The 21,244-nt window shown below is 47.0% G+C and carries 18 protein-coding genes; 14 read left to right on the forward strand and 4 right to left on the reverse strand.

Features of this window, described 5'->3' with window-relative positions; all coding sequences use genetic code 11:
* Positions 1 to 224, reverse strand: a 224-nt coding sequence (locus tag LX69_RS16200; protein ID WP_146260779.1) for a DUF4372 domain-containing protein, incomplete at its 3' end; no start/stop codon positions are given.
* Positions 225 to 341: 117 nt separating this feature from the next.
* On the opposite strand from LX69_RS16200, the gene LX69_RS16205 reads away from it, so the two are divergent.
* The 4 genes from LX69_RS16205 (at position 342) to LX69_RS16220 (ending at position 3,461) form a co-directional block, all read left to right on the forward strand.
* Positions 342 to 1,052 (forward strand): carboxymuconolactone decarboxylase family protein, encoded by a 711-nt coding sequence (locus LX69_RS16205; RefSeq protein ID WP_245935046.1) that lies wholly within the window; start codon positions 342 to 344, stop codon positions 1,050 to 1,052.
* A gap of 7 nt (positions 1,053 to 1,059) precedes the next feature.
* Positions 1,060 to 1,584 (forward strand): cupin domain-containing protein, encoded by a 525-nt coding sequence (locus LX69_RS16210; RefSeq protein WP_221621397.1) that lies wholly within the window; start codon positions 1,060 to 1,062, stop codon positions 1,582 to 1,584.
* Between the two features lie 2 nt (positions 1,585 to 1,586).
* A complete protein-coding gene (locus LX69_RS16215; RefSeq protein WP_111447086.1) occupies positions 1,587 to 2,267 on the forward strand; it encodes an NAD-dependent epimerase/dehydratase family protein in 681 nt (226 codons plus the stop codon).
* Between the two features lie 93 nt (positions 2,268 to 2,360).
* Positions 2,361 to 3,461, forward strand: a complete 1,101-nt coding sequence (locus LX69_RS16220; RefSeq protein ID WP_221621398.1) for an MBL fold metallo-hydrolase — start codon at positions 2,361 to 2,363, stop codon at positions 3,459 to 3,461.
* Between the two features lie 68 nt (positions 3,462 to 3,529).
* On the opposite strand, the gene LX69_RS16225 is transcribed toward LX69_RS16220, so the two are convergent.
* Complete coding sequence (locus LX69_RS16225; RefSeq protein ID WP_111447087.1) at positions 3,530 to 5,875, reverse strand: glycosyl hydrolase 115 family protein; 2,346 nt, start codon at positions 5,873 to 5,875, stop codon at positions 3,530 to 3,532.
* Positions 5,876 to 6,293: 418 nt separating this feature from the next.
* Positions 6,294 to 6,764: an Lrp/AsnC ligand binding domain-containing protein gene (locus LX69_RS16230; RefSeq protein WP_185741727.1), complete on the reverse strand. Its 471-nt coding sequence runs from the start codon at positions 6,762 to 6,764 to the stop codon at positions 6,294 to 6,296.
* Between the two features lie 490 nt (positions 6,765 to 7,254).
* Between LX69_RS16230 and LX69_RS16235 the strand changes: the two genes are divergently transcribed.
* Both LX69_RS16235 and mgrA read left to right on the forward strand, forming a co-directional pair.
* Positions 7,255 to 8,535, forward strand: coding sequence for a M64 family metallopeptidase (locus LX69_RS16235; protein WP_111447088.1), 1,281 nt, complete (start codon positions 7,255 to 7,257; stop codon positions 8,533 to 8,535).
* Between the two features lie 3 nt (positions 8,536 to 8,538).
* Positions 8,539 to 9,531 carry an L-glyceraldehyde 3-phosphate reductase gene (gene mgrA / locus LX69_RS16240; protein ID WP_111447089.1) on the forward strand — a complete coding sequence of 331 codons (993 nt, stop codon included), beginning with the start codon at positions 8,539 to 8,541 and terminating at the stop codon, positions 9,529 to 9,531.
* A 164-nt stretch (positions 9,532 to 9,695) separates the two neighbouring features.
* Here mgrA and LX69_RS16245 read toward each other — a convergent pair whose 3' ends face one another.
* Positions 9,696 to 11,087, reverse strand: a complete 1,392-nt coding sequence (locus LX69_RS16245) for a leucine-rich repeat domain-containing protein (RefSeq protein ID WP_111447090.1) — start codon at positions 11,085 to 11,087, stop codon at positions 9,696 to 9,698.
* Between the two features lie 637 nt (positions 11,088 to 11,724).
* On the opposite strand from LX69_RS16245, the gene LX69_RS18205 reads away from it, so the two are divergent.
* From LX69_RS18205 to LX69_RS16280, 8 genes are all read left to right on the forward strand, one after another.
* On the forward strand, positions 11,725 to 12,477 hold the full coding sequence (locus LX69_RS18205) for a TonB-dependent receptor plug domain-containing protein (protein ID WP_245935047.1): 753 nt from the start codon (positions 11,725 to 11,727) through the stop codon (positions 12,475 to 12,477).
* Positions 12,478 to 13,314: 837 nt separating this feature from the next.
* Complete coding sequence (locus LX69_RS18215; RefSeq protein WP_394336328.1) at positions 13,315 to 14,700, forward strand: SusC/RagA family TonB-linked outer membrane protein; 1,386 nt, start codon at positions 13,315 to 13,317, stop codon at positions 14,698 to 14,700.
* Positions 14,701 to 14,710: 10 nt separating this feature from the next.
* The gene (locus tag LX69_RS16255) at positions 14,711 to 16,708 is read left to right on the forward strand and encodes a RagB/SusD family nutrient uptake outer membrane protein (protein ID WP_245935049.1); all 1,998 of its coding nucleotides are present in this window, start codon (positions 14,711 to 14,713) and stop codon (positions 16,706 to 16,708) included.
* A 591-nt stretch (positions 16,709 to 17,299) separates the two neighbouring features.
* Positions 17,300 to 19,243 (forward strand): threonine--tRNA ligase, encoded by a 1,944-nt coding sequence (thrS, locus tag LX69_RS16260; protein ID WP_111447091.1) that lies wholly within the window; start codon positions 17,300 to 17,302, stop codon positions 19,241 to 19,243.
* A gap of 89 nt (positions 19,244 to 19,332) precedes the next feature.
* Positions 19,333 to 19,848 carry a translation initiation factor IF-3 gene (gene infC / locus LX69_RS16265; protein WP_245935050.1) on the forward strand — a complete coding sequence of 172 codons (516 nt, stop codon included), beginning with the start codon at positions 19,333 to 19,335 and terminating at the stop codon, positions 19,846 to 19,848.
* A 33-nt stretch (positions 19,849 to 19,881) separates the two neighbouring features.
* The gene (rpmI, locus tag LX69_RS16270) at positions 19,882 to 20,076 is read left to right on the forward strand and encodes a 50S ribosomal protein L35 (protein ID WP_111447093.1); all 195 of its coding nucleotides are present in this window, start codon (positions 19,882 to 19,884) and stop codon (positions 20,074 to 20,076) included.
* 98 nt (positions 20,077 to 20,174) lie between these two features.
* The gene (gene rplT / locus LX69_RS16275) at positions 20,175 to 20,525 is read left to right on the forward strand and encodes a 50S ribosomal protein L20 (protein WP_111447094.1); all 351 of its coding nucleotides are present in this window, start codon (positions 20,175 to 20,177) and stop codon (positions 20,523 to 20,525) included.
* A 509-nt stretch (positions 20,526 to 21,034) separates the two neighbouring features.
* Positions 21,035 to 21,244, forward strand: a 210-nt coding sequence (locus LX69_RS16280; RefSeq protein ID WP_170124439.1) for a two-component regulator propeller domain-containing protein, incomplete at its 3' end; no start/stop codon positions are given.

Here is a 21,244-nt window from a genome sequence, read left to right on the forward strand (position 1 = left end):
CCTTGGAGCGTTTTCATCGCATCGCAGACTTCCCCCATGGAGTCGCAACGGCTAAAGATGCCGAACAACATGGTTACCAATTGATCCCACGACGAGTAAGTCTTGTAATACCGATCCGATTTATGTTTTGAAACCAATAAGTCGAACTTATTACGTGGTAAAAAATCCATCATCTGCTTGAAAATCGGCTGACCGACTAAACTCTTTTCAATATCTTTGCCCATAGTTGTATTTTGTTTCGCAACATAAATCTACAACTATAGGGTGAAACCTTCGGGCGGTAACCCTTATTTTATTTTTTGTCGGTCAGTAGTGATTTTAAAATTAAAAATACGATAGGCTTGTTTTTGGCAATGACCTGCCACGCGTTGGGTTTGTATGCGCAAAACGATGCACCCAACAAGCAGTCGCCTCTCACCGCCAAACAACAATCCATCATCACAATTTCAGCATTGACAGCCCGGGGCGAACTTCAAACATTAAAACCCGCGCTCAACCAAGGTATGGATGCCGGAATGTCCATCAATGAAATCAAAGAGGTTCTTGTCCATTTGTATGCCTATTGCGGTTTTCCCCGCAGCATTCGTGGCTTGCAAACCTTCATGGAAGTGTTGGCCGAACGAAAAGCCGATGGCATTATCGATGTGGAGGGTGCTGGTGCATCGCCAATAAACCACAAGGCCGACAAATACGAAAGGGGCCGAACGATATTGGGCGAGCTCACCCAAACAGCACCGGAAAAGCCAATGACAGGCTATGGGGCTTTTGCTCCAGTGATAGATATCTTTTTGAAAGAACACTTGTTTGCAGATATTTTTGAGCGCGATGTGTTGACACATGCAGAACGGGAATTGGTAACCATTTCGGTGATAAGTGCCATTGGCAACGCCGCCCCCATGCTCCGTGCACATTTGAATATCTGCCTGAATGTGGGCTATACGCCTTCGCAATTGCAGCATTTCGTTTCCGTTATCAAACCAACCATCGGCAAAAAAGCTGCAAAAGAGGCCCAACGAATACTCAGTGAAGAACTTCATCACAAACGACAATGATTCAAATATGAACAATCTTAAAATAGTCTTTACCATCGGAATCGTATCATTATCGACTCTTTTTGTTGCTTGCAACAGCATGAAAGTGGGAATGGATAATCAACGTGGAAACGAACCGGCATTCCCTAAAGGAAATAAAATTACCAACAACAATTTTGTGGGCACAGCATGGATTACAATGATGGTAACCGATAGTGTTTACAACACCTCAATTGGCACCGTGACCTTCGAGCCGGGTGCCAGAACCAATTGGCACAAGCATCCGGGCGGACAAATCCTGCTGATAACAGACGGTCAGGGGTATTATCAGGAAAAAGGGAAGCCTGCACAATTACTTAAGAAAGGCGATGTGGTGGAGATTCGGCCTATGATTGAACATTGGCACGGGGCCACACCCCAAAAAACGCTTATCCACATTGCCGTTGGCACCAATACGGTTAAGGGCAGTGTGGTTTGGTTGCAACAAGTGTCAAACGACGAATACCTTCGGGCAACCATGACAACCCCGAAAAACCCAACCACAAATAATTGAACATGAAAAAAATCAACGTCATCATCACCGGTTCCACTGGCATGATTGGAGAAAGCGTGTTGGACCAGTGCCTCAAGCACGGTTCCATAGGGAGAATATTAACCATCAACCGTCGCCCATCGGGGTTGCAACACCCAAAACTCGTGGAAATGGTGTTGCCCGACTTGTCCGATGCCTCGTCCCACAAGGACGACTTACAAGATTACGACGCTTGCTTTTTTTGCATCGGCGTATCGTCGTTGGGCATGGACGAGGCCACCTACACCCGCCTGACCTACACGCTGACGATGGACTTTGCGAAACGCCTTTCGGAAGCCAACCCGGCCATGACCTTCTGCTATATCTCGGGCGCCGGCACCGACAGCTCCGAAAAAGGCCGCACCATGTGGGCACGCGTGAAAGGAAAAACCGAAAACGATTTGATGAAATTGCCCTTTAAACAGGTGTATAATTTCAGGCCGGGTGCCTTAATCCCCTATTTAAGGGTGAAGCCAAACCAGACTTACCAATCGGTTAAATACCTAAAATGGTTGTTGGTGCTGTTGTGCCCTGTTTTCCCAAACGCTATTCTTAGGCTTTCCGATTTTGCAATTGCTATGATAAACAGTGCGTTTATCGAATCTTCGGTTCGGGTTTTGGAGCCGCGGGATATCAAAAAACTATCGGAAAGAAAAGTGGGTTGAACAAACAATTAATCATTGGCGTTTAACTCAAGTCTGTTAACAACAATTCACAATACGTGTACCTTGTGTCTTGATACTAATTCTACAAATCAGATGAAACGACTCATGTGGACTATTATTATTATTGTAGCAGCCCTTTTAACCACAACCTTTTTGATGCTGGGCCAGTCGAAATTTGGGAAATTGCCACGAGGCGCAAGGCTGGAGCGCATCCAACAATCGCCCAACTACCACAGCGGCGAGTTTCGCAATGTGACTGAAACTCCCGTCATGACCAGCGATGAGGGTTTTCTGAAGTCGTTGTACAATTTCATGTTCAAAGACGTGCCGGGCTTGAAGCCGCAAGATTCAATTCCAATGGTCAGAACCAACCTACGGGACATACCCTTGGACAGCAATGTGGCGGTGTGGTTCGGCCACTCGTCGTATTACATGCAGATTAATGGGAAACGCTTGTTGGTGGATCCCGTTTTCAGCAACCATGCGTCACCTTTTTCGTGGATGATTAAGGCGTTTAAGGGAACCAACCTCTATAGTGCCGATGACATGCCCGACATCGACTACCTGCTCATCACCCACGACCACAGGGATCATCTCGACTATGCCACCATCACCCAAATTCACCCCCGGGTTCAACGGTTTTTCTGTGGGCTGGGCGTGGGGGCGCATCTCGAATACTGGGGCGTAAAGCCTGACAAAATCACCGAGCTGGACTGGAATGATACCACCGTGCCCACCAATGGCTGGAAGATACACGCCGTAACGGCCCGCCATTTTTCGGGGCGAAGCTTCAAACGCAACCAAACCCTTTGGGTGTCGTTCGTACTCGAAACACCCGGCTTGAAGCTATTTTTGGGCGGCGATGGCGGGTATGGCCCCCACCTTGCCGATATTGGCAATCGGTTTGGTCCCTTCGACCTGGCTGTGTTGGAACAAGGACAGTACAACCACAAATGGGCACACATCCATTTGCTGCCCGAACAACTTTTTACGGCTCTTACTGAATTACAGGCAAAGCAGGTATTGCCGGTCCATCACTCAAAATTTGCGTTGGCCGAGCATTCCTGGACGGAGCCTTTGGAGAGAATCTCATCGGGAGCCGAAGCTCTGTCATCCAAGGTATTGACACCTGTCATTGGTCAAAAAGTGAGATTGCCTGTGCCGGCTGAAACCTTTGGGGTGTGGTGGCGATAATTTATGGCAAACTGAATAAAGTGACTTTAATCCTTTATAAAAAAAACACACCGCCCTAAAGAACTTCCTCATTTCACAACCCTCACCTGATCGACCACTACCCCTTCATCAACAGCGGTGATGCGTATCTCAATTATTCCGCTTCCCGCCACTGTGTGCTTGGTGGTGCGAATGGCTTGATTGGTGAGCATGTTTATTTTCCACTCCTCGCTGCGGTCGAAGGTGCGGTAGTCGATGACTTGAGTCGAATCGTTATTTACCGAAATGGCATAGCGAATGTTTTTGCCATCAACCGGATGATTGGGCATTAATGCCACTTCTACCTTTATTGAGTCGATGTTGGTTGCATCAACCTGATATGTTACGCTGCTTCCCTGCATCAAGGCTATGCCTCCACGTTGGTAACCTAAGCCCAATTCAATGGGTTTTTGCCCATCAAAACTTTTGTATTCATTGCCATTAAACAGTGCTGCACAGGGAATGTCGGCCACCATTGGTTTTTCGGCCTCCGCACGAGGCACACGGTCGAACATCGCTAAACGGCGAGGACGATAATCCATCATGCGGTTCCATTTGCCGTTGTTGAGGCTGTTGTAACGATTGGTGAGGGCAACAATGGTGTCGTAAGCGGCATCGCTCAGTTGCCAGTCGGCCTTGCCATGTCGGGCTAATTGCGCATACATAAGTTTACGGTTCATTTCGGCAGCACCGCGCACCGGGTATTCAATCAGTTGAAACCACGCATCGTGCGCCGCAGTAGGCATTTGCGCCGTTAACGCCGATACTTTTGCGGCGATGCTTTCGTATTCGTTAATGCGTGTGCGTATATAGTTTTCGCTCCAAGGCAAATCTTTCACTTCGCGATAAATAGGGTCGCGCTCTTCGGTGCGGGTATTGCCCATAAATTCGGGCTTGCGAATGTAAGCCAGACGATAATATTCGTTCATCACCTGTAGCAACTCATCAGCATGGTCGTTGCCAAATTCGCGAGCCAAAAAGTTGCGCAAGTGGCCCTCGAGCCCCTGTTTGTTGCCCTCAATGGCCGTTATGTTCCACGCCATGTCCATGTGCAGTTCAATGAGGTATTCGGCCGGTTTGATGTCGCCCACGTTCAATATCCACATTTCACGGGCACCCTTGTTGTAGGCCAGTTTCATCTGGTAATGCACCAGTGCGGGATGATTGGTGGCCAGCCACAGGTAGTCGTGCGGGCGCCCCCAGTACGACACATGGTTGTAAATGCCGTTGCCGCCTTTGCGGGCACGCTCGGTGCTGTCGGGGAAATGGCGAATGTAGCCATAGTTATCGTCGGTCCACATCAGCGTTACGTCATCGGGCACCTGCAGTCCCATGCGGTACACGTCGAGCACCTCTTTGTAGGGGATGAACACTTGCGACACTTTGGTGACATCGGGGTTGACGATGCGGGTAATCATGTCGCGTTGATCTTTGATGATTTTGTTGATGGCATCTTTTTGCTCCTGCAGGGTGTTGGCGCCAAGCATTTTGCTGTCGTGCACGCCACGAATCCCCAAAGTGTAGATGTTGTCGGAGCCGGCCAGTCGGGTGACGCGTTCCTCCCAAAATTTCAGCACATTGTAGCGGTTGGTGAGGTAGTTGTACTCGCCCGTGCCCGTCAGTTTCCATTCGGCATTGGTGTTGCGCATCATGGGTTCGCAGTGCGAGGTGCCCACGTAAATGCCGTATTTGTCGGCCACTTCTTTGTTTCCGGGCGTGAGATAAAAGGCTTCGGAACAGCTGTGCATGGCCGGCCAAAAGGTGTTGGCACGCAGGCGCAGCAGCAGCTCAAAAATGCGGGCATGGGTCTTGGGGCCGATGCGCCCCTTCACGTCCGAAGGCTCGTAGGTCATGGAACTCCATGGCATCAAGCCCCAATCTTCATCATTGATAAAAATCCCACGTCTGGCCACCGAAGGGTGTTGAAGGGTGCGAAACCCCTCTTTTAGCACCAGAGACGCTTTGGGCTCAACCGAAGCATCGGCCCACCACACCCAGGGCGACACGCCTATGATGCGCGACAGTTCCAGGATGCCGTAAGCTGTTCCGCGTTTGTCGCTGCCCAGTACCAGCAGTTTGCCTTTTTTTACGGTGACGAGAAATGCCTCTTCGTGCTGATTGAGTTCAAGAAGGTCAGTGGCGTCGGCCATCTTTTCTGCGACCGAATTCATGCCGAGGGTACCCACAATGATGGTGCCTTTCTTGCTATCTGTTTTAGCGATTCCGTTAAACACGCGTTGGTAATCATCACTAAACATGTTGATGGCAGTGTGCACCACTTCGGGCTCGTTGCTGTTGATGGCTATCGCTATGGGCTTGTTGGCTGTGAAAGTGACGTTGGCAAACGTACTTAACTGCCAGTAAAGCATCGTTAATAAGATGATGGTCTGTCGCATTGGGTGATGATTTTGCCCCCCTAATCCCCCCTCGGGGGACGGTGGATTGTTAAGCCCCCTAATCCCCCTAAGGGGGACTTTTTGAATATTTCGTCTTTAATTACTTTTTCAGTCTTCCTTTTACACACCTGCACTTCTACACTCTTACACTATCGTACTCTTGCACTCTTTCATTTCCTCGCTCAGCCACTTAGCCACTTTCCTCTTGTCGAATCGTTGTGACTCAGATATTGCAAATATCCATAAAGGCAGTGAGTGAGAGGCGTTGAAAACTGGTTCAAAATGCTGTGAAAACCGGTTGAATGGTCAATTGCCATGTCAGGTGATGCTTTGTGCAGCTCTTGGTCGCATTAAAAACAAAAACGGGCAATGGATGTTGATGTCCATTGCCCGTTGTGTCATTTATTTCCCAAAGGTATCAGTCTACCGGCAGTTGTCGTTTAAACGACTCATCGAGTGAGATGATGGTTTCGGTAGAGGCGATGCCTTCGATGGATTGCATTTTGTTGTGCAGTATTTCTTTAAGGTGTTGATTGCTACGGGCGTAAATCTTGATGAAGATGGCGTACGATCCCGTGGTGTAATGGCACTCCACAATTTGTGGGATTTGCTCGAGTTGCTTCACCACTTTGTCGAACAGGCTGGCTTTTTTGAGGAAGATGCCGATGAACGCGCAAGTGTGATAGCCCATCATGGCCGGGTTGAGGATGAATTCCGAGCCTTTGATGACGCCCAGGTTCACCAGCCGTTGTACGCGTTGGTGAATGGCAGCTCCCGATACTTTGCATTCGCGAGCCACCTCCAGAAAGGGGATGCGGGCGTTTTGGGTAATCAGGTGCAGGATTTTTTTGTCCAGTGCATCTATTTGTAAGTTGCCTTCGTTTTCCACGTGTCTTTGGTTTTATGGTTTTTCGTGTATTGACTCTTTTCCTTTAAACAAAGTGCGTGAAATTAGTATTTTACTTTCAGTTGACCAATATTTTTACGTTGAAAAGGGCGCTTTTGGTGATGTATTGCCCTGTTTTGGCTGCTTTCAGTTTGTTTGAAGGGTGCTCGTTTTAGTGGTTTTAGAGCTGTAAATCGGGGTTATTTGACCTTTTTTATGAAGGGGTGATGTGAATTTGTTAGTGTGCGCATATTAACGATTCAATAACAACCATCTTTTTCTTGAAATGCATGGTTGTTGCCATATTTGTTGCGAATAATTTGCACCTTTATATGCCAATGGGTTTTTGGGGTGTTCGACGGAAATGTTGAACGGTTGATTTGTAGGATGAGGTGGTTTTTGGGATTGGGATGATTTGTTTGTGTCGCTGAAAGTCAACCTGATTGGATGTTGTTTCTTTTTTTCTATTGCTGCTAATACCATATCATATCGTATGCGTTTTCCGATATTTATATTATTGAATTTTGCTTCAGTATTGTTGGGATCGTGCACGGCCACCACGCCGTTTGATTCGCTGTTTTATCGGCGCACCTTGCGGCTCGATTTTCAGTTGGCCGGTGACGCCCATTCTGCGCAGGCCTTTTATGGAGCACTGCGCGATGAGTCACAGTGGGGTGGATCGCGGTCGCAACTCATCGACCGAACTGGGTGGGGTGCATATCGGGTGGTAATGCTGAGTGCTGCCGGCGACACCCTTTATACCCGCGGTTTTTGCACCTTGTTTCAGGAGTGGCAAAGCACTGCCGAGGCATCAACGCTAGCCCGGGCATTTCAGCAGTCGGTGGTGATGCCTTACCCGCGGCGGCCGGTGGTGGTTCACATTGAGGAGCGGCGTGCTGACAATCTTTTTCACCCCATTTTGCAACTATCGGTTCAACCCGACACGCCCGCCATCATTCGAGATGCTCCTGTGGTGGGGCAACCGGTCGAGGTGATGATCAATGGTGATGCGGCAGCTTGTGTGGATGTGGTGTTTGTGGCCGAGGGGTACACGGCGCAGCGACAGGAGCAGTTTTTACTTGATGTGCACCGAATGTCTGAATATTTGTTTACGATGGAGCCATTCAGGAGACACCAATCCCGTTTTAATGTGCGTGCAGTTAAGGTGGTGTCGCCCGATGGGGGCACCGATGACCCGCTTAATCACCATTGGGTGAACACTCCGTTTCAAAGCAGTTTTAATGGTTTGGGCATTGATCGTTATCTGCTCACCGAGCAGATGTTTATGTTGCGCGATGCTGTGGCCGGGGTGCCTGGCGATGTGGTGGTGCTGTTGGTCGATTCACCCCTGTATGGCGGAGCGGGCATTTATAACCACTTTGTGGTGGCGACGGCTCATCATGCCCAGTCGTTGCCTGTGTTTGTGCATGAGATGGGTCACGCTTTGGCCGGTTTGGCCGATGAGTATTACGATTCGGAGGTGTCGTACCCCGATTTCATCGACAAAACCAAGGAGCCCTGGTATCCCAATATCACCACACTGGTCGATTTTGACTGCAAGTGGAAACATTTGTTGGCACCCTCAATTCCGGTTCCCACGCCCGACATTCCTGAGTGGCGCAACCACGTTGGCGTGTTTGAAGGGGCGGCCTACTCGGCCAAGGGGATTTATCGTCCGGCATCCGATTGTCGCATGAAAAACAATACGGCACCGGGTTTCTGTCCCGTATGCCAGCAAGCCATCGAGAAAATCATTAACCAATTAACTCAATAATCTATGAATCATTTGGCATCCGAGCATCGTTACGAGTCGATGCAGTACAATCGTTGCGGACGCAGCGGTCTTAAACTTCCGGCCATTTCGTTGGGGTTGTGGCACAATTTCGGCTCGGTAGATAATTACGAAAATTGCAAGAGCATTCTGCTCAATGCTTTTGATAGTGGGATTACCCATTTTGACCTGGCCAATAATTATGGGCCAGAGCCGGGGACGGCCGAGGAGAACTTCGGCAAGGTGCTGCATCATCACCTGCGTTCGTATCGCGATGAGATGATTGTCAGCACCAAAGCCGGTTATTATATGTGGAAGGGTCCTTATGGTGAGTGGGGCTCCAAAAAATATCTGGTGGCCAGCCTCGATCAGAGTCTCAAACGCATGGGGATCGAGTATGTCGATATCTTTTATCATCACCGTCCCGACCCTAATACGCCTTTGGAAGAAACCATGGGTGCCCTCGATTTGATGGTGCGACAGGGGAAAGCGCTTTATGTGGGTTTGTCGAACTACTCGGCTGAACAAACCCGTCAAGCGTCTCAAATATTGAAACAATTGGGAACTCCCTGTCTCATTCATCAACCCCGTTACAGCATGTTCGACCGCTGGGTGGAAGACGGCCTGCTGGACGTGCTCGAGGAGGAGGGCGTCGGCTGCATCGCCTTTTCGCCTCTGGCGCAGGGCTTGCTCACCGACCGTTACCTGAAAAATATTCCTGAGGATTCGCGCATGGCACGCGGTGAGTTTCTCAAAAAGGAAAACCTGTCGGAAGAGCGCTTTAATATTATTCGCAAGCTCAATGATTTTGCCAAGGGGCGGGGGCAGTCGTTGGCGCAAATGGCTTTGTCGTGGCTTCTCAAAGATGCGCGCATTACTTCGGTTCTCATTGGAGCCAGTTCGGTGATGCAGCTTCAGAACAATCTCGATTGTCTCGATAATGTGGTGTTTGCACCCGATGAGTTGCAGCAAATTGAGATGATTCTGAAAGGGGGATAAGTCTCTGCGATGGTGTATTATAATAAAGACGGGTCTGTTGCAATCATCAACAGACCCGTCTTTATTTTGTGTGAGTACTTCACAGTGTTTTTCGACTGTGAATGGTATTTTTTACGCCAATGTTTGCGCTTTAATCATTGTCCTTTGATGGGTAATAACAAGGTTTAATACATCACTTTGATGCTTTTTTCATCTGCCTGTATCAGGTAAATACCTCGTTGTAATAATTCAATAGTCAGTTTCGTGTTTGAGCTGATTTCTTTTGCAATAACGTGACCTTGCAGGTTGTGAACCGTTACCAAACTGCCGGGTTGAATGTTTTCGACAATTAATTGGTGGTTTTCGACGGTGGCCGTCGGGGAGGTGTTGTGATTTTGTTTGGCCGATGTGAATGTCGACTCTGAAATTTTGGTAAAGTCTTCCCATTGACTGGCTGCTTCATAAGCAGTTTTTGATCCCACCGGGACATACAATGTGCAACTGGTTTTATCGACGCCTGAAAATACCTCTTCGTTTACGGGTAATGCCAATGGGGTCGCATTCAAAGCGCTGATGGATGTCAGAGCCGAACAGCCCGAAAAAATGTTTTTACCCATCGATGTTACTGCAGCCGGAATGGATACTGTTTTTAATTTTTCGCAGGCAGATGCAAAGGAAGCCCCAAGAGTGGTCACCTTTGATGGGATGGTCAATGTGACTAATTCATTGCATTGGTAGAACGCGTATGTACCAATTGTTGTGAGATTGGCCGGTAATGTCATTGAAGAAAGCCCTGTACAACTGTGAAATGCAGATGCATTAATGGTTGTTAAGCTTGTGGGTAATATGATGCCCGTCAAATTCTTGCATGCGTAAAAGGCACTTGTTTCAATGGTTGTAACTGTTGATGGAAGGGTGTAACTGCCTGTTTTTAATGTAGGGCATTGAAATAATGTCGTCTTAGATTTGTTGAATAATATGCCGTCCTGGCTCGCGTAATTGGCATTGTTGATGTCAACGGCAATGTCGGCTTTGCACCTGAAAAAGGCTTTTTCCCCAATGCTGCTCACATACCGTGAAATGTTTATTTCCGTAAGCCCCGTGCATAGCGCAAAAGCATTTGATCCGATGGATGTGATGTTGTTGAGTGTGGGGAAAGTGGTGAGGTAGGAACAGTTGTAAAATGCATACTTGCCGATTTTTGTACAGGATGTCGGCAGGTAAATTGTCGTGAGTGTGCTTTTGTTATTGAACGCATCACTCGGAATTTCGTTTGCCTCATAGGTGGATTCATCGGTGCCTGCAGTTCCTTCTGTGTCAGTGTATTCCACAATATCTGCACTTCTCAGGTCTACGGTTGTCAGTGCTGGCATGGCATCGCGCATGGTTTTAAAGTCGCGGGCATCAATTTCTCCGTTTAATACGAGGTACTCACATGTTTTCAAATTTTCTGCCGAGAGTACTGTTTTCAGATTTCCGGTGTTGGTGCCGCCCATACTCACCGGAAGGATGGTTGTTGCCAGCATCACATTGGATGCGCAACCGGCAATGATCATAAGGGTAAGGATTTTTTTCATGTTTAATAGTTTCTTGTGATGAATTGTTACTGATATGTTATTAAGTTGTTTAATTGGTTGCAAATGTATGGGATTTTTTGAAATTGTACATACGACACAAAGATTTTTTAATTGGCAAACTATGAGTGATTTGTGGTGTCGATTTGTGTGGTTGGGATTCTTAAGGTGAGGCGTGGTGATGCCCGGCTTAGGTGAATGAAATTAAAGGTTTGTACAACTTATTATTCGTGTGGTCCGCATTTGATCGAGTGGGCATGAAGGGGAGGTCGATGTGATGGGCGTTGAAATCATGTTTAAATGGGATTTTGGGTTGAAGGTGTTGTGTTGTTAATGTGCAGTATAATAGTGGAATGTGTTTTTTTGTGTTACCAGATTTACAGTTTTTGTTTCCTGTTTGATAGTTAAAAAAGTTGAAAATGTTACCTCTGTGCAAGGAATTGATACCGGATTGCAATTAACATTTGTTAGCAGGGTCTACTTTTGTTGTTAACGCTTATTAATAAGAGGTCGTGCCTCAAAAACAAAAACAAAAACAAATTAATTTATGAGAAAAAACAGAAGTTTCAGAAGGGGGGCATTCCTGACCGTATGCCTCCTTCTATCTGTACACCTGGTCGCCTGGGCGTAAAGCCTTAGGGTGGCAGGGAGTGTGACGGACAAAAACGGGGATCCCCTTCCCGGTGTGTCCATTGTGGTAAAAGGGACGACTACCGGAACCATTACGATGGGCGATGGAAGCTACCAAATTGAAGTGCCCTCTTCATCGTCAACACTGGTGTATTCGTTTATCGGATTTCAAAGCCAGGAAGTTATGGTTGGTGGTCAAAGTAACATCAGTGTCACGCTACAGGACGAAAGCATTGGCTTGAGCGACGTGGTGGTGGTGGGTTACGGTACCCAGCGCAAAGAATCGGTGACCGGTTCAGTGGCCTCTCTGAAAGGAGAGGTGGTTCGTGATGTGCCCTGGGCCAATATCTCACGAGCATTGCAAGGACGTGTGGCCGGTGTGGAGATGTTGCAAACTTCTTCGAAGCCTGGCGCTGAAATGCAGATTCGTATTCGAGGGACTCGTTCGTTGAATGCCAGTAATGATCCGTTGATTGTTTTAGATGGGATTCCTTTTGCCGGTTCTATTGGGGATATTAATCCCGGTGATATTAAGAGTATCGATATCCTGAAGGATGCGTCGGCAACTGCCATTTATGGTTCTCGAGGCGCCAATGGTGTGATTTTGGTGTCAACGAATAAAGGAACCAAAGGCCAGGAAGCTAAGTTCTCTTATAATGGCTATTATGGGTTGAAGGATATCTTTGCCAAATACCCCCATGATGAACGGTTCCGAATTCGTTGCGTTGCGTGCGACAGGAACTTATCAAAACACGTTGGATGAATCGAACGATGTGAATACCGACTGGCAGGATTTATTGTACAAAACAGGGATGGTGACCAGCCATGATATTGGTGTGAATGGTGGAACTGAAAAGGGAAGTTATAGTTTTGGTGCCGGATACTATCGCGACGAGGCTGTGGTGCCCCTGCAGGATTATTCCCGTTACTCCATGCGTGCATCTTTAGATCAGGAGATTGGTCAATATTTTAAAGTAGGGTTTACTTCTACCAATAATTATTCAGTAAATAATGGTAATAATTTGGGGGCTGTCTATACAGCTTTGGCGCGTTCACCCATTGCCAACCCTTATAATGCCGACGGTTCATTAAAAGAGATTATTCAAGAGCAGTCTTCCGGGGCACAATGGGTGTCAACCCGTGAGCGACTCGAATCGCTTGACGATAAATACATCGATCAGACCCGTTCATTTGGATCGTACAATACCATGTATGGCGAAGTGAAAATTCCCGGTGTTGAGGGTTTGAAGTATCGCATCAATGTGGGTTTGAACTATCGTCAAAGCAATAGTGGAAGCTATACCGGTGAAGGGGTGTTCAGTGGCAATCCCAAAAATTTGTCTACCGCCAGTGTTGCCAATTCTCATCGTACCAACTGGGCCGTTGAAAACTTATTGACTTACGACCGTCTTTTTGCAGATAAGCATCAGGTAAATGCTGTTGCCATGTATTCAGCTGAGGAAACTCAATACAATCGTTCAAGTATCTCAGTAAAAGATATTCCATCGGATGCATTTCAATTTTATAATTTGGGGCGTGCCAATGGTGACATCACCTTGGATCCTTCTCGCCAGGAATATGAAGTGAGTGGCCTTTTATCGTGGATGGGACGTGTGATGTACTCGTTCGACAGTCGTTACATGGTGAGCGTCACTTGCGTTCTGATGGTTCTTCTCGTTTGGCCGATGGCCAAAAGTGGCATACCTATCCTGCGGTTTCTGCCGGTTGGAACATTAAAAACGAAGCATTTATGCAAAATGTGACCTGGCTGGACAATCTCAAGTTGCGTGTGAGATATGGTCAGACATCCAATCAGTCTGTGTCTCCATACAAAACGTTAGGTCTGTTGAATACACGTCCTTATAATTTTGGCGATGAATATGCCACCGGTTTTTATGTGTCAGAGTTGCCAAACAGCAAGTTAGGATGGGAATATTCTGAGACCATGAACTACGGGGTTGATTTTGGCGTGCTGAATGGCCGAATGAGCGGTACCCTTGAGTATTATGTGCAAAATACCAAAGATGTTCTGTTGAGCGTGGGCTTGCCTGCAACTTCGGGCGTAAGCAGCTTTATGGGAAACATTGGCGAAACCCAAAATAAAGGGTTTGAGCTTTCTCTCAATGGGGTAATTCTTGACGATTACAATGGTTGGACCTGGGAAGCCGGGGTTAACCTGTATGCTAACCGAAATAAACTATTATCGCTCGCTTCGGGGCAGGAACGTGATGAAAATAACTGGTGGTTTGTGGGGTCTCCCATTGATGTGATTTATGATTACGAAAAAATCGGATTGTGGCAAGAAGGTGATCCGCATTTGGCCATTCTTGAAGGTAAGAACGGTAATCCCGGTATGATTCGTGTGAAATACACCGGTACTTACGACGAGCAGGGCAATCCAACGCGAAAGATAGGTCCTGAAGACCGTCAGATTCTAAATCCGGAGGCCGATTTTCAAGGTGGTTTTAACACCCGGGTGGCTTATAAAGGTTTTGATTTGAGCATTATTGGAGCCTTCAAAAGTGGTGGTATCTTAAATAGTACCCTTTATGGGGCGAGTGGTTATTTGAATACCATGAACGCACGTTCGGGCAACAACGTGAAAGTCGATTATTGGACGCCTAATAATACCGATGCCAAGTATCCAAAACCCAATGGGTTGCAGTCGGGTGACAATCCCAAATATGGATCTACCCTGGGCTATTTTGATGCTTCGTATTTGAAAATTAGAACCATTACCCTTGGGTATGATTTGCAGCAGAATTGGTTGAAAACTGCCGGAATTGACAAATTGCGTTTTTATGCAACGGTTGAGAATCCCTTTGTGTTCTTCTCACCCTATACCGATGAGTCGGGGATGGATCCCGAGACCAACTCTTATGGCGATGAAAACGTCGCGGTGGCCGGCAAGCGGAAGTCGCTGATTGTGGGAACCAACACGCCTACAACACGCAACTATTTGTTTGGTATTAATTTGACATTTTAATTCTTGAATCATGATGAGATATTTCAATATAAAAACAACGCTCGCTGCTTCACTGCTCGCGTTTAGTTTGGCGGGCTGCTCCGATATTTTGGATGAAGAGCCGCGAAGCATTTATGAACCCGGCTTTTTTAAGACCGAAAAAGGTGTGATGGGGGGGCTGACATCTATGTATGCTCACTTGCGTTACATTTATGGCTATGGGTATTATTACAATGCCTGTCAGAACGGAACCGATGAATCCACTTGGGGGCAAAGTGCTGATGGTAACTTTAAGGATCATGATTTTTCCGGTGTCGGCACATTAACAGCCACGACGAGTCGTGCCGATGCATTATGGAACAATGCTTTCCCAAATATCAATACCGCCAGTGGTATTATTGAAAATGCCACTGAGGTGGGAACCATCTCGGATGCATTGGTGGCCGAAGCTCGTTTCTTCAGAGCTTTTGATTACTTCCAGTTGGTGCAGACATTTGGTGGGGTGCCTTTGGATTTAGGTGCCGGTGAGCTGAAGTTTAACACCACAACTTCACGTGTTTCAAAACGTAACACGGTTCCCGAGGTGTACACCAAAGCCATTTTTCCTGATCTGCTTAAGGCCGTGAGTGACTTGCCCGATGCCGGACGGGTGACCGGTGGGGTCACCAAAACGTTGGCGCGTTTAACACTTGCAAAGGCTTATTTGACTTATGCCTGGTGGCTCGAAAATCCCAACAACGTTCCTACTTATCCGCTTTGCGATCGGGTCGATCCCGATGGAAAAACTGCACAATGGTATTTTCAGCAGGCTTACGACGTGGCCGTTGAGGGGATTGATAACCCGGGCTCTTTTGGTTTACAGCCGACCTATTACGATGTTAATTTGGCCTCTAACGACCGCAATAATGAGATTTTACTTTATGCCGATCACACCGAGTCCAGTGAATTATATAATGGGGGTAATTTATCGTGGGGTAATGGAGCAGCTCCCGAAAACTTTGCTTATTGGATGCAGAACTGGAGTTATCAGTCAATTGTCAGCTCTGCGAATGAAGATTGGAAGGTAGAACGTCTCACTCCTGTCAGTAGGGAAGCAGTGCAGGCACTTGGACGTCCATGGGTGCGGATGAGCCCTCCCATTGGTGTTTTTGTGGAAACGTTTGCCGATAAAACCAACGATTCGCGTTACGATGGCACTTTTACAACTGTGTATCGCGGGAATTGGGACAAGGCCGGAAAAACCAATGAATTCATTTATAATGCGAATGAATTGAAAGTATATCCCGGAGAGCCAATTCTGAGCTTTCTCGATCAGGATCCTGTGACGCCTTTTGACTACAATGCTGAGAATCTATTTTGGATTAATGATAAAAACGAACGGATAAACAAGAGTGGTGTTTATGCGGCAGCTATTCCCGGTCGTGCCGATTGGGTCATCGCTCCTTCAAACATTAGTCGTCGCACCTTCCCCGGATTGTGGAAGTTGGGCATGTACCGAACTGATAACGGAACCGGTCTGGGGTCTCCCAACGGGGGGAGTACCCGTCCATTCAATATTGCTAAATTTTCGGAACTCTATTTCGTGGCAGCTGAAGCTGCTGTGAAGGGTGCCACCACACAGGCTGGTAAAAGTGCCCGTGATTTTATCAATGTGATTCGTGCCCGTGCCGGTAAATGGCGTTGGCACAATAACGGGAACGTTGCCAAGGTTGAGGACAATAGCGCCGCCATGGTTGCACAAACTCCTGCATCGATTACCATCGATTACATTTTGGCCGAACGCTCACGTGAGTATTACGGTGAAGGTTATCGTTGGTTCGACCTGGTTCGTACCCAAACGTGGCATACCATTGCGAAAACCTATCGGATTTGCGGTCCGGATTTAGGTGATCGCACGCCAATCACAGTGGAAAGAACCATTACTGTCAATGATTATCTTCGTCCCATTCCGCAAGGTCAATTGGATGGTATGGAAATGACACCTGCCGAGAAAAAAGAATATCAGAATCCGGTGTATCAGGAACAATGATTGTGATTTTTTGTGATTAGTTTAAGAAGGGGAGACGTTTGTCTCCCCTTTTTTCATGTGATTATAATTTAGAGCCCCCTGATCCCCCAAAGGGGGACTTGAGGGTGTTGTTCTTCTAAATGATCTGGTGGAACTCGCCAATAATCATCCGTCTGAGTGAGCAAGGCTTGCTCATGGCTCGTTTCATATGTCTATATTTAAGCAATGTGCTAATTGTTAATGTTTTCTATTGTCCACGAATTACATCAATTTCACGAATTGGTGGGGCATAGTTATGCCCCTGTGTGTCGGCCGCCCGTCATGGATGTTTCATGTGTTAAAATTTGATTTCAGTTGCCCATGAAACTCGCCAATAGTCATCCTTCAGTGTGAGCAACGCTTGGTCATGGCTCGTTTCATGTATCGACTGATTGAGGTTGCTTACTTCAGTGAGGCTTTCCTAAGCTGCCTGTTATCTCCAATTTTAGTGCGTTTTGCAATATTGATGCATGTGGAGGTTGCAGTCCTAAATTTTCCCGCCATTTGGCGCCATCATTGAGCAAATAAAATACCTATCTTTGCATGTTTTTTTAAAAGCCCATATTAAAAACCATGATAAAGATATCATTTCCCGATCAGTCGGTTCGTGAATACCCCGAGGGCGTGAGCGGACTGGACATTGCGCAAAGCCTGAGTCATCAGCTGGCCAAAGAAGTGCTGGCCATTACCGTCAACAATCAGTTGATGGATGTCACGCGCCCCATCACGACGGACGCTTCGGTGAAATTGCACAAGTGGGACGATGTCGAAGGCAAATATGCTTTTTGGCACTCATCGGCTCACCTGATGGCCGAAGCCCTGCAGGCACTCTATCCCGGCATGAAATTCGGCATTGGCCCTGCCATCGAAAACGGTTTTTATTACGACGTAGATCCCGGCGATGGCGTGGTGATGAAAGAGACCGATTTGGCTGCTGTGGAGGCCAAGATGCTTGAGTTGGCTCGTCAAAAGAATTCTTTTACCCGCAAGGATATTTCAAAGGCTGATGCGTTGGCTTATTTCCAAACAAAAAATGATGGGTACAAACTCGAGCTCATCAACGATTTGGAAGACGGCACCATCACTCTTTACGAACAGGGCAGTTTTACCGACCTGTGTCGCGGCCCACACTTGCCCGGCACCGAGCCCATTAAGGCTGTGAAACTGTTGAGCATTGCCGGAGCCTACTGGCGCGGCGACGAAAAACGCAAGCAGCTCACCCGCATTTATGGCATCTCGTTTCCCAAGCAAAAGATGCTTGATGAGTATCTGGTGTTGCTCGAAGAGGCCAAGAAACGCGACCACCGCAAAATTGGCAAAGAGTTGGAGTTGTTTACCTTCTCATCGAGTGTGGGACAGGGGTTGCCTCTTTGGCTTCCCAAAGGCGCTGCTTTGCGTGGTCGATTGGAGGATTTTCTCAAAAAAATTCAACGTCAATATGACTATGAGCAGGTGATTACCCCGCACATTGGTCAAAAGGAGTTATATGTCACTTCGGGTCACTATGCCAAGTATGGCAAGGATTCATTCCAGCCCATCAACACACCTGCTGAGGGCGAAGAGTTTTTGCTCAAACCCATGAATTGTCCTCACCACTGCGAAATTTATAAGTTCAAGCCTCGTTCGTACAAAGATTTGCCCATTCGCTATGCCGAGTTTGGCACTGTGTATCGCTACGAGCAGAGTGGTGAGTTGCACGGCCTGACACGGGTTCGCGGTTTTACCCAGGACGATGCCCACATCTTTTGCCGTCCTGATCAGTTGAAGGATGAGTTTAAAAAGGTGATCGACATTGTGTTGTACATCTTTAAGACGCTCGATTTTGCCAACTTTACCACCCAGGTGTCGTTGCGCGATCCCCTGAATCAGGAGAAGTACATTGGTTCGGAAGAGAACTGGATCAAGGCTGAGTCGGCCATCATCGAAGCCTGCGAAGAAAAAGGTCTTGAAACCATTGTTGAGACCGGCGAGGCTGCTTTTTATGGTCCCAAACTCGACTTTATGGTGAAGGATGCCCTTGGCCGCAAGTGGCAGTTGGGAACCATTCAGGTCGATTACAACCTGCCCGAGCGCTTTGAGCTCGAGTACGTGGGTGCCGACAACCAGAAGCACCGTCCGGTGATGATTCACCGTGCGCCCTTTGGTAGTATGGAACGATTTGTGGCCGTGCTCATTGAACATACTGCCGGAAAATTCCCGCTTTGGCTCACACCCGAGCAATGCGTGGTGTTGCCCATCAGCGAAAAATTTAATGATTACGCAGAAAAAGTTTTGAAATTGCTGAATAATTCCGATATTCGTGCCGTCATTGACGACCGTAATGAGAAAATCGGTAAGAAAATCAGGGACAATGAGTTAAAGCGTATTCCATACTTGCTCATTGTGGGTGAAAAGGAGATGGAGAATGGCGAAATCTCCGTTCGCAAGCAGGGCGATGGTGATAAAGGATCCATGACCGTTAATTCATTTGTAGAATTGATCAACCAGGAAGTGGCAACACTTTTGGGTGAAGTATAAAGTATAAAACGATAGTTATTAATCAATTGTAGGAGGGTACAGTTATTTTAAGACCAATTAGAAAACCGGTAATCGCCCCAAAGGATGATGTGAAGTTCCGGATCAACGAACAGATTCGGGTTCCCAATGTTCGGGTTGTCGGTGAAAACATCGAAAACCCCGGGGTATATGCAACAGCAGAAGCACTGAGAATGGCCAGAGACCTGGAGCTCGACCTGGTGGAGATATCCCCTCAGGCAGATCCTCCGGTGTGCCGAATCATTGACCTTCAGAAGTTTTTGTATCAACAAAAGCGGAAACAGAAGGAGATGAAAAACAATTCGGTGAAGGTTGTGGTAAAGGAGATCCGTTTTGGCCCTCAGACCGATGATCATGACTATCAATTTAAGCTCAAACATGCTGAAAAGTTCCTGCAGGAAGGCTCAAAAGTAAAGGCTTATGTGTTTTTCAAGGGACGTTCGATTTTGTTCAAAGAGCAAGGCGAAATTCTTTTGCTGCGCTTTGCCAACGATTTGGAAGAATTGGCTAAAGTTGAGCAGTTGCCGGTGCTCGAAGGCAAACGCATGATAATCATGCTGGCACCCAAGGCTCCTAAGAAAAAGTGAGGCTATTATAAACCAATTTAATATAATCAAGCAATGCCTAAGACGAAAACTAATTCCGGGGCGAAAAAACGTTTCACCATCACCGGAAGCGGAAAGATCAAGCGTAAGCATGCCTTTAAACGTCACATCCTGACTAAAAAGTCAAACAAGCGTAAGCGTGATCTGGGTTACTTCGGACTGGTTAGCAGTGCAGATGAGAAAAACATCAAGCACTTGTTGAAAATCTAGTCTGAGTAAAGTAACTGTTTCAGAGTTTAAATGTTTAACCTGAATGAGTCAGCTTTAAGACCCTGAGATGGGGCGCTGTCATTCGAAAAACGAAAAAAATGCCAAGATCGGTAAATCATGTGGCGTCACGCGAGCGACGCAGAAAGTTACTGAAGTTAACCCGCGGGTACTTCGGTCGTAGAAAAAATGTGTGGACGGTAGCTAAGAACACCTGGGAAAAAGGTCAACAATATGCTTACCGCGACCGCAAACGTAAAAAAGGACACTTCCGTGCACTGTGGATCATGCGTATCAACGCAGCTGCCCGTTTGGAAGGTATTTCTTACAGCAAATTGATGGGCTTGATTGCCAAGCAAAACATCGAAATCAACCGTAAGGTATTGGCTGATTTGGCTGTGAACCATCCTGATGCGTTTAAGGCGGTGGTGAAAAAAGCGATGCAAGCTTAATTGATTTCATACATCATCATAAAGGTCGAACTTCGGTTCGGCCTTTTTTTGTGCCTTTATGTTTGGTAATTTGTGCAGGGTGTGTGGATGTTCTTTATCACGCTATACCCGAATGTTGTGATGAAGCATATGACATGAAATCTCTGATAATGAATAAATCACGAATTCTTTAACTCATCACAATACAGGCGAGTCGCAATTTTTTATAGATAATTTGGTTTTAAAACATTCTGATGTGTTCTGTTGTGCAATGTGTGATGAATGGTTAATTTTGTGTGGATGAGTAACATCCGGAGGAGCATGATGTTTGATGTATTGTGCTGATTGTGTTGTTGATCGAAGTATGACGACACCGCAATGATGGATCTTGGCACTTTGCTGATTCATGTTCCCGGCGGATGTTTTTATGTGTGTTTATCATTTTGTTTTTGCAGCTAGCCATTGTCGTGAACATGTGGCGTTGGGACGGATGAATGCAATGATGATTTGAATGATTCTTTATGCATGATATGATGAAGCAGATCGTGATTTTGTTGGTGTTGTTTTTTTCCTTCCGGATGGCATGCGGCGAGGAGCTTTTTCGGTTGCATTCGGTGTCGTCTGACGAAGGTTTGGCGTCGAGTAACGTGACTTGTATGGTTCAGGACAAGATGGGTTTTCTTTGGTTGGGCACCACCGATGGGCTGGCCAGGTATGACGGGGTGCGGTTTGTCAATTAT

Source organism: Breznakibacter xylanolyticus (assembly GCF_003254275.1).
GTDB classification, from domain to species: domain Bacteria; phylum Bacteroidota; class Bacteroidia; order Bacteroidales; family Marinilabiliaceae; genus Breznakibacter; species Breznakibacter xylanolyticus.

Bases quoted from the DNA above. Each gene is read 5' to 3' on its own strand.
- thrS (WP_111447091.1), top strand. From the start codon at position 17,300: ATGATAAAGATATCATTTCCCGATCAGTCGGTTCGTGAATACCCCGAG.
- LX69_RS16220 (WP_221621398.1), top strand. From the start codon at position 2,361: ATGAAACGACTCATGTGGACTATTATTATTATTGTAGCAGCCCTTTTA.
- LX69_RS16225 (WP_111447087.1), bottom strand. From the start codon at position 5,875: ATGCGACAGACCATCATCTTATTAACGATGCTTTACTGGCAGTTAAGT.
- mgrA (WP_111447089.1), top strand. From the start codon at position 8,539: ATGAATCATTTGGCATCCGAGCATCGTTACGAGTCGATGCAGTACAAT.
- LX69_RS16215 (WP_111447086.1), top strand. From the start codon at position 1,587: ATGAAAAAAATCAACGTCATCATCACCGGTTCCACTGGCATGATTGGA.
- LX69_RS16255 (WP_245935049.1), top strand. From the start codon at position 14,711: ATGATGAGATATTTCAATATAAAAACAACGCTCGCTGCTTCACTGCTC.
- LX69_RS16235 (WP_111447088.1), top strand. From the start codon at position 7,255: ATGCGTTTTCCGATATTTATATTATTGAATTTTGCTTCAGTATTGTTG.
- rpmI (WP_111447093.1), top strand. From the start codon at position 19,882: ATGCCTAAGACGAAAACTAATTCCGGGGCGAAAAAACGTTTCACCATC.
- LX69_RS16245 (WP_111447090.1), bottom strand. From the start codon at position 11,087: ATGAAAAAAATCCTTACCCTTATGATCATTGCCGGTTGCGCATCCAAT.
- rplT (WP_111447094.1), top strand. From the start codon at position 20,175: ATGCCAAGATCGGTAAATCATGTGGCGTCACGCGAGCGACGCAGAAAG.
- LX69_RS16210 (WP_221621397.1), top strand. From the start codon at position 1,060: ATGAACAATCTTAAAATAGTCTTTACCATCGGAATCGTATCATTATCG.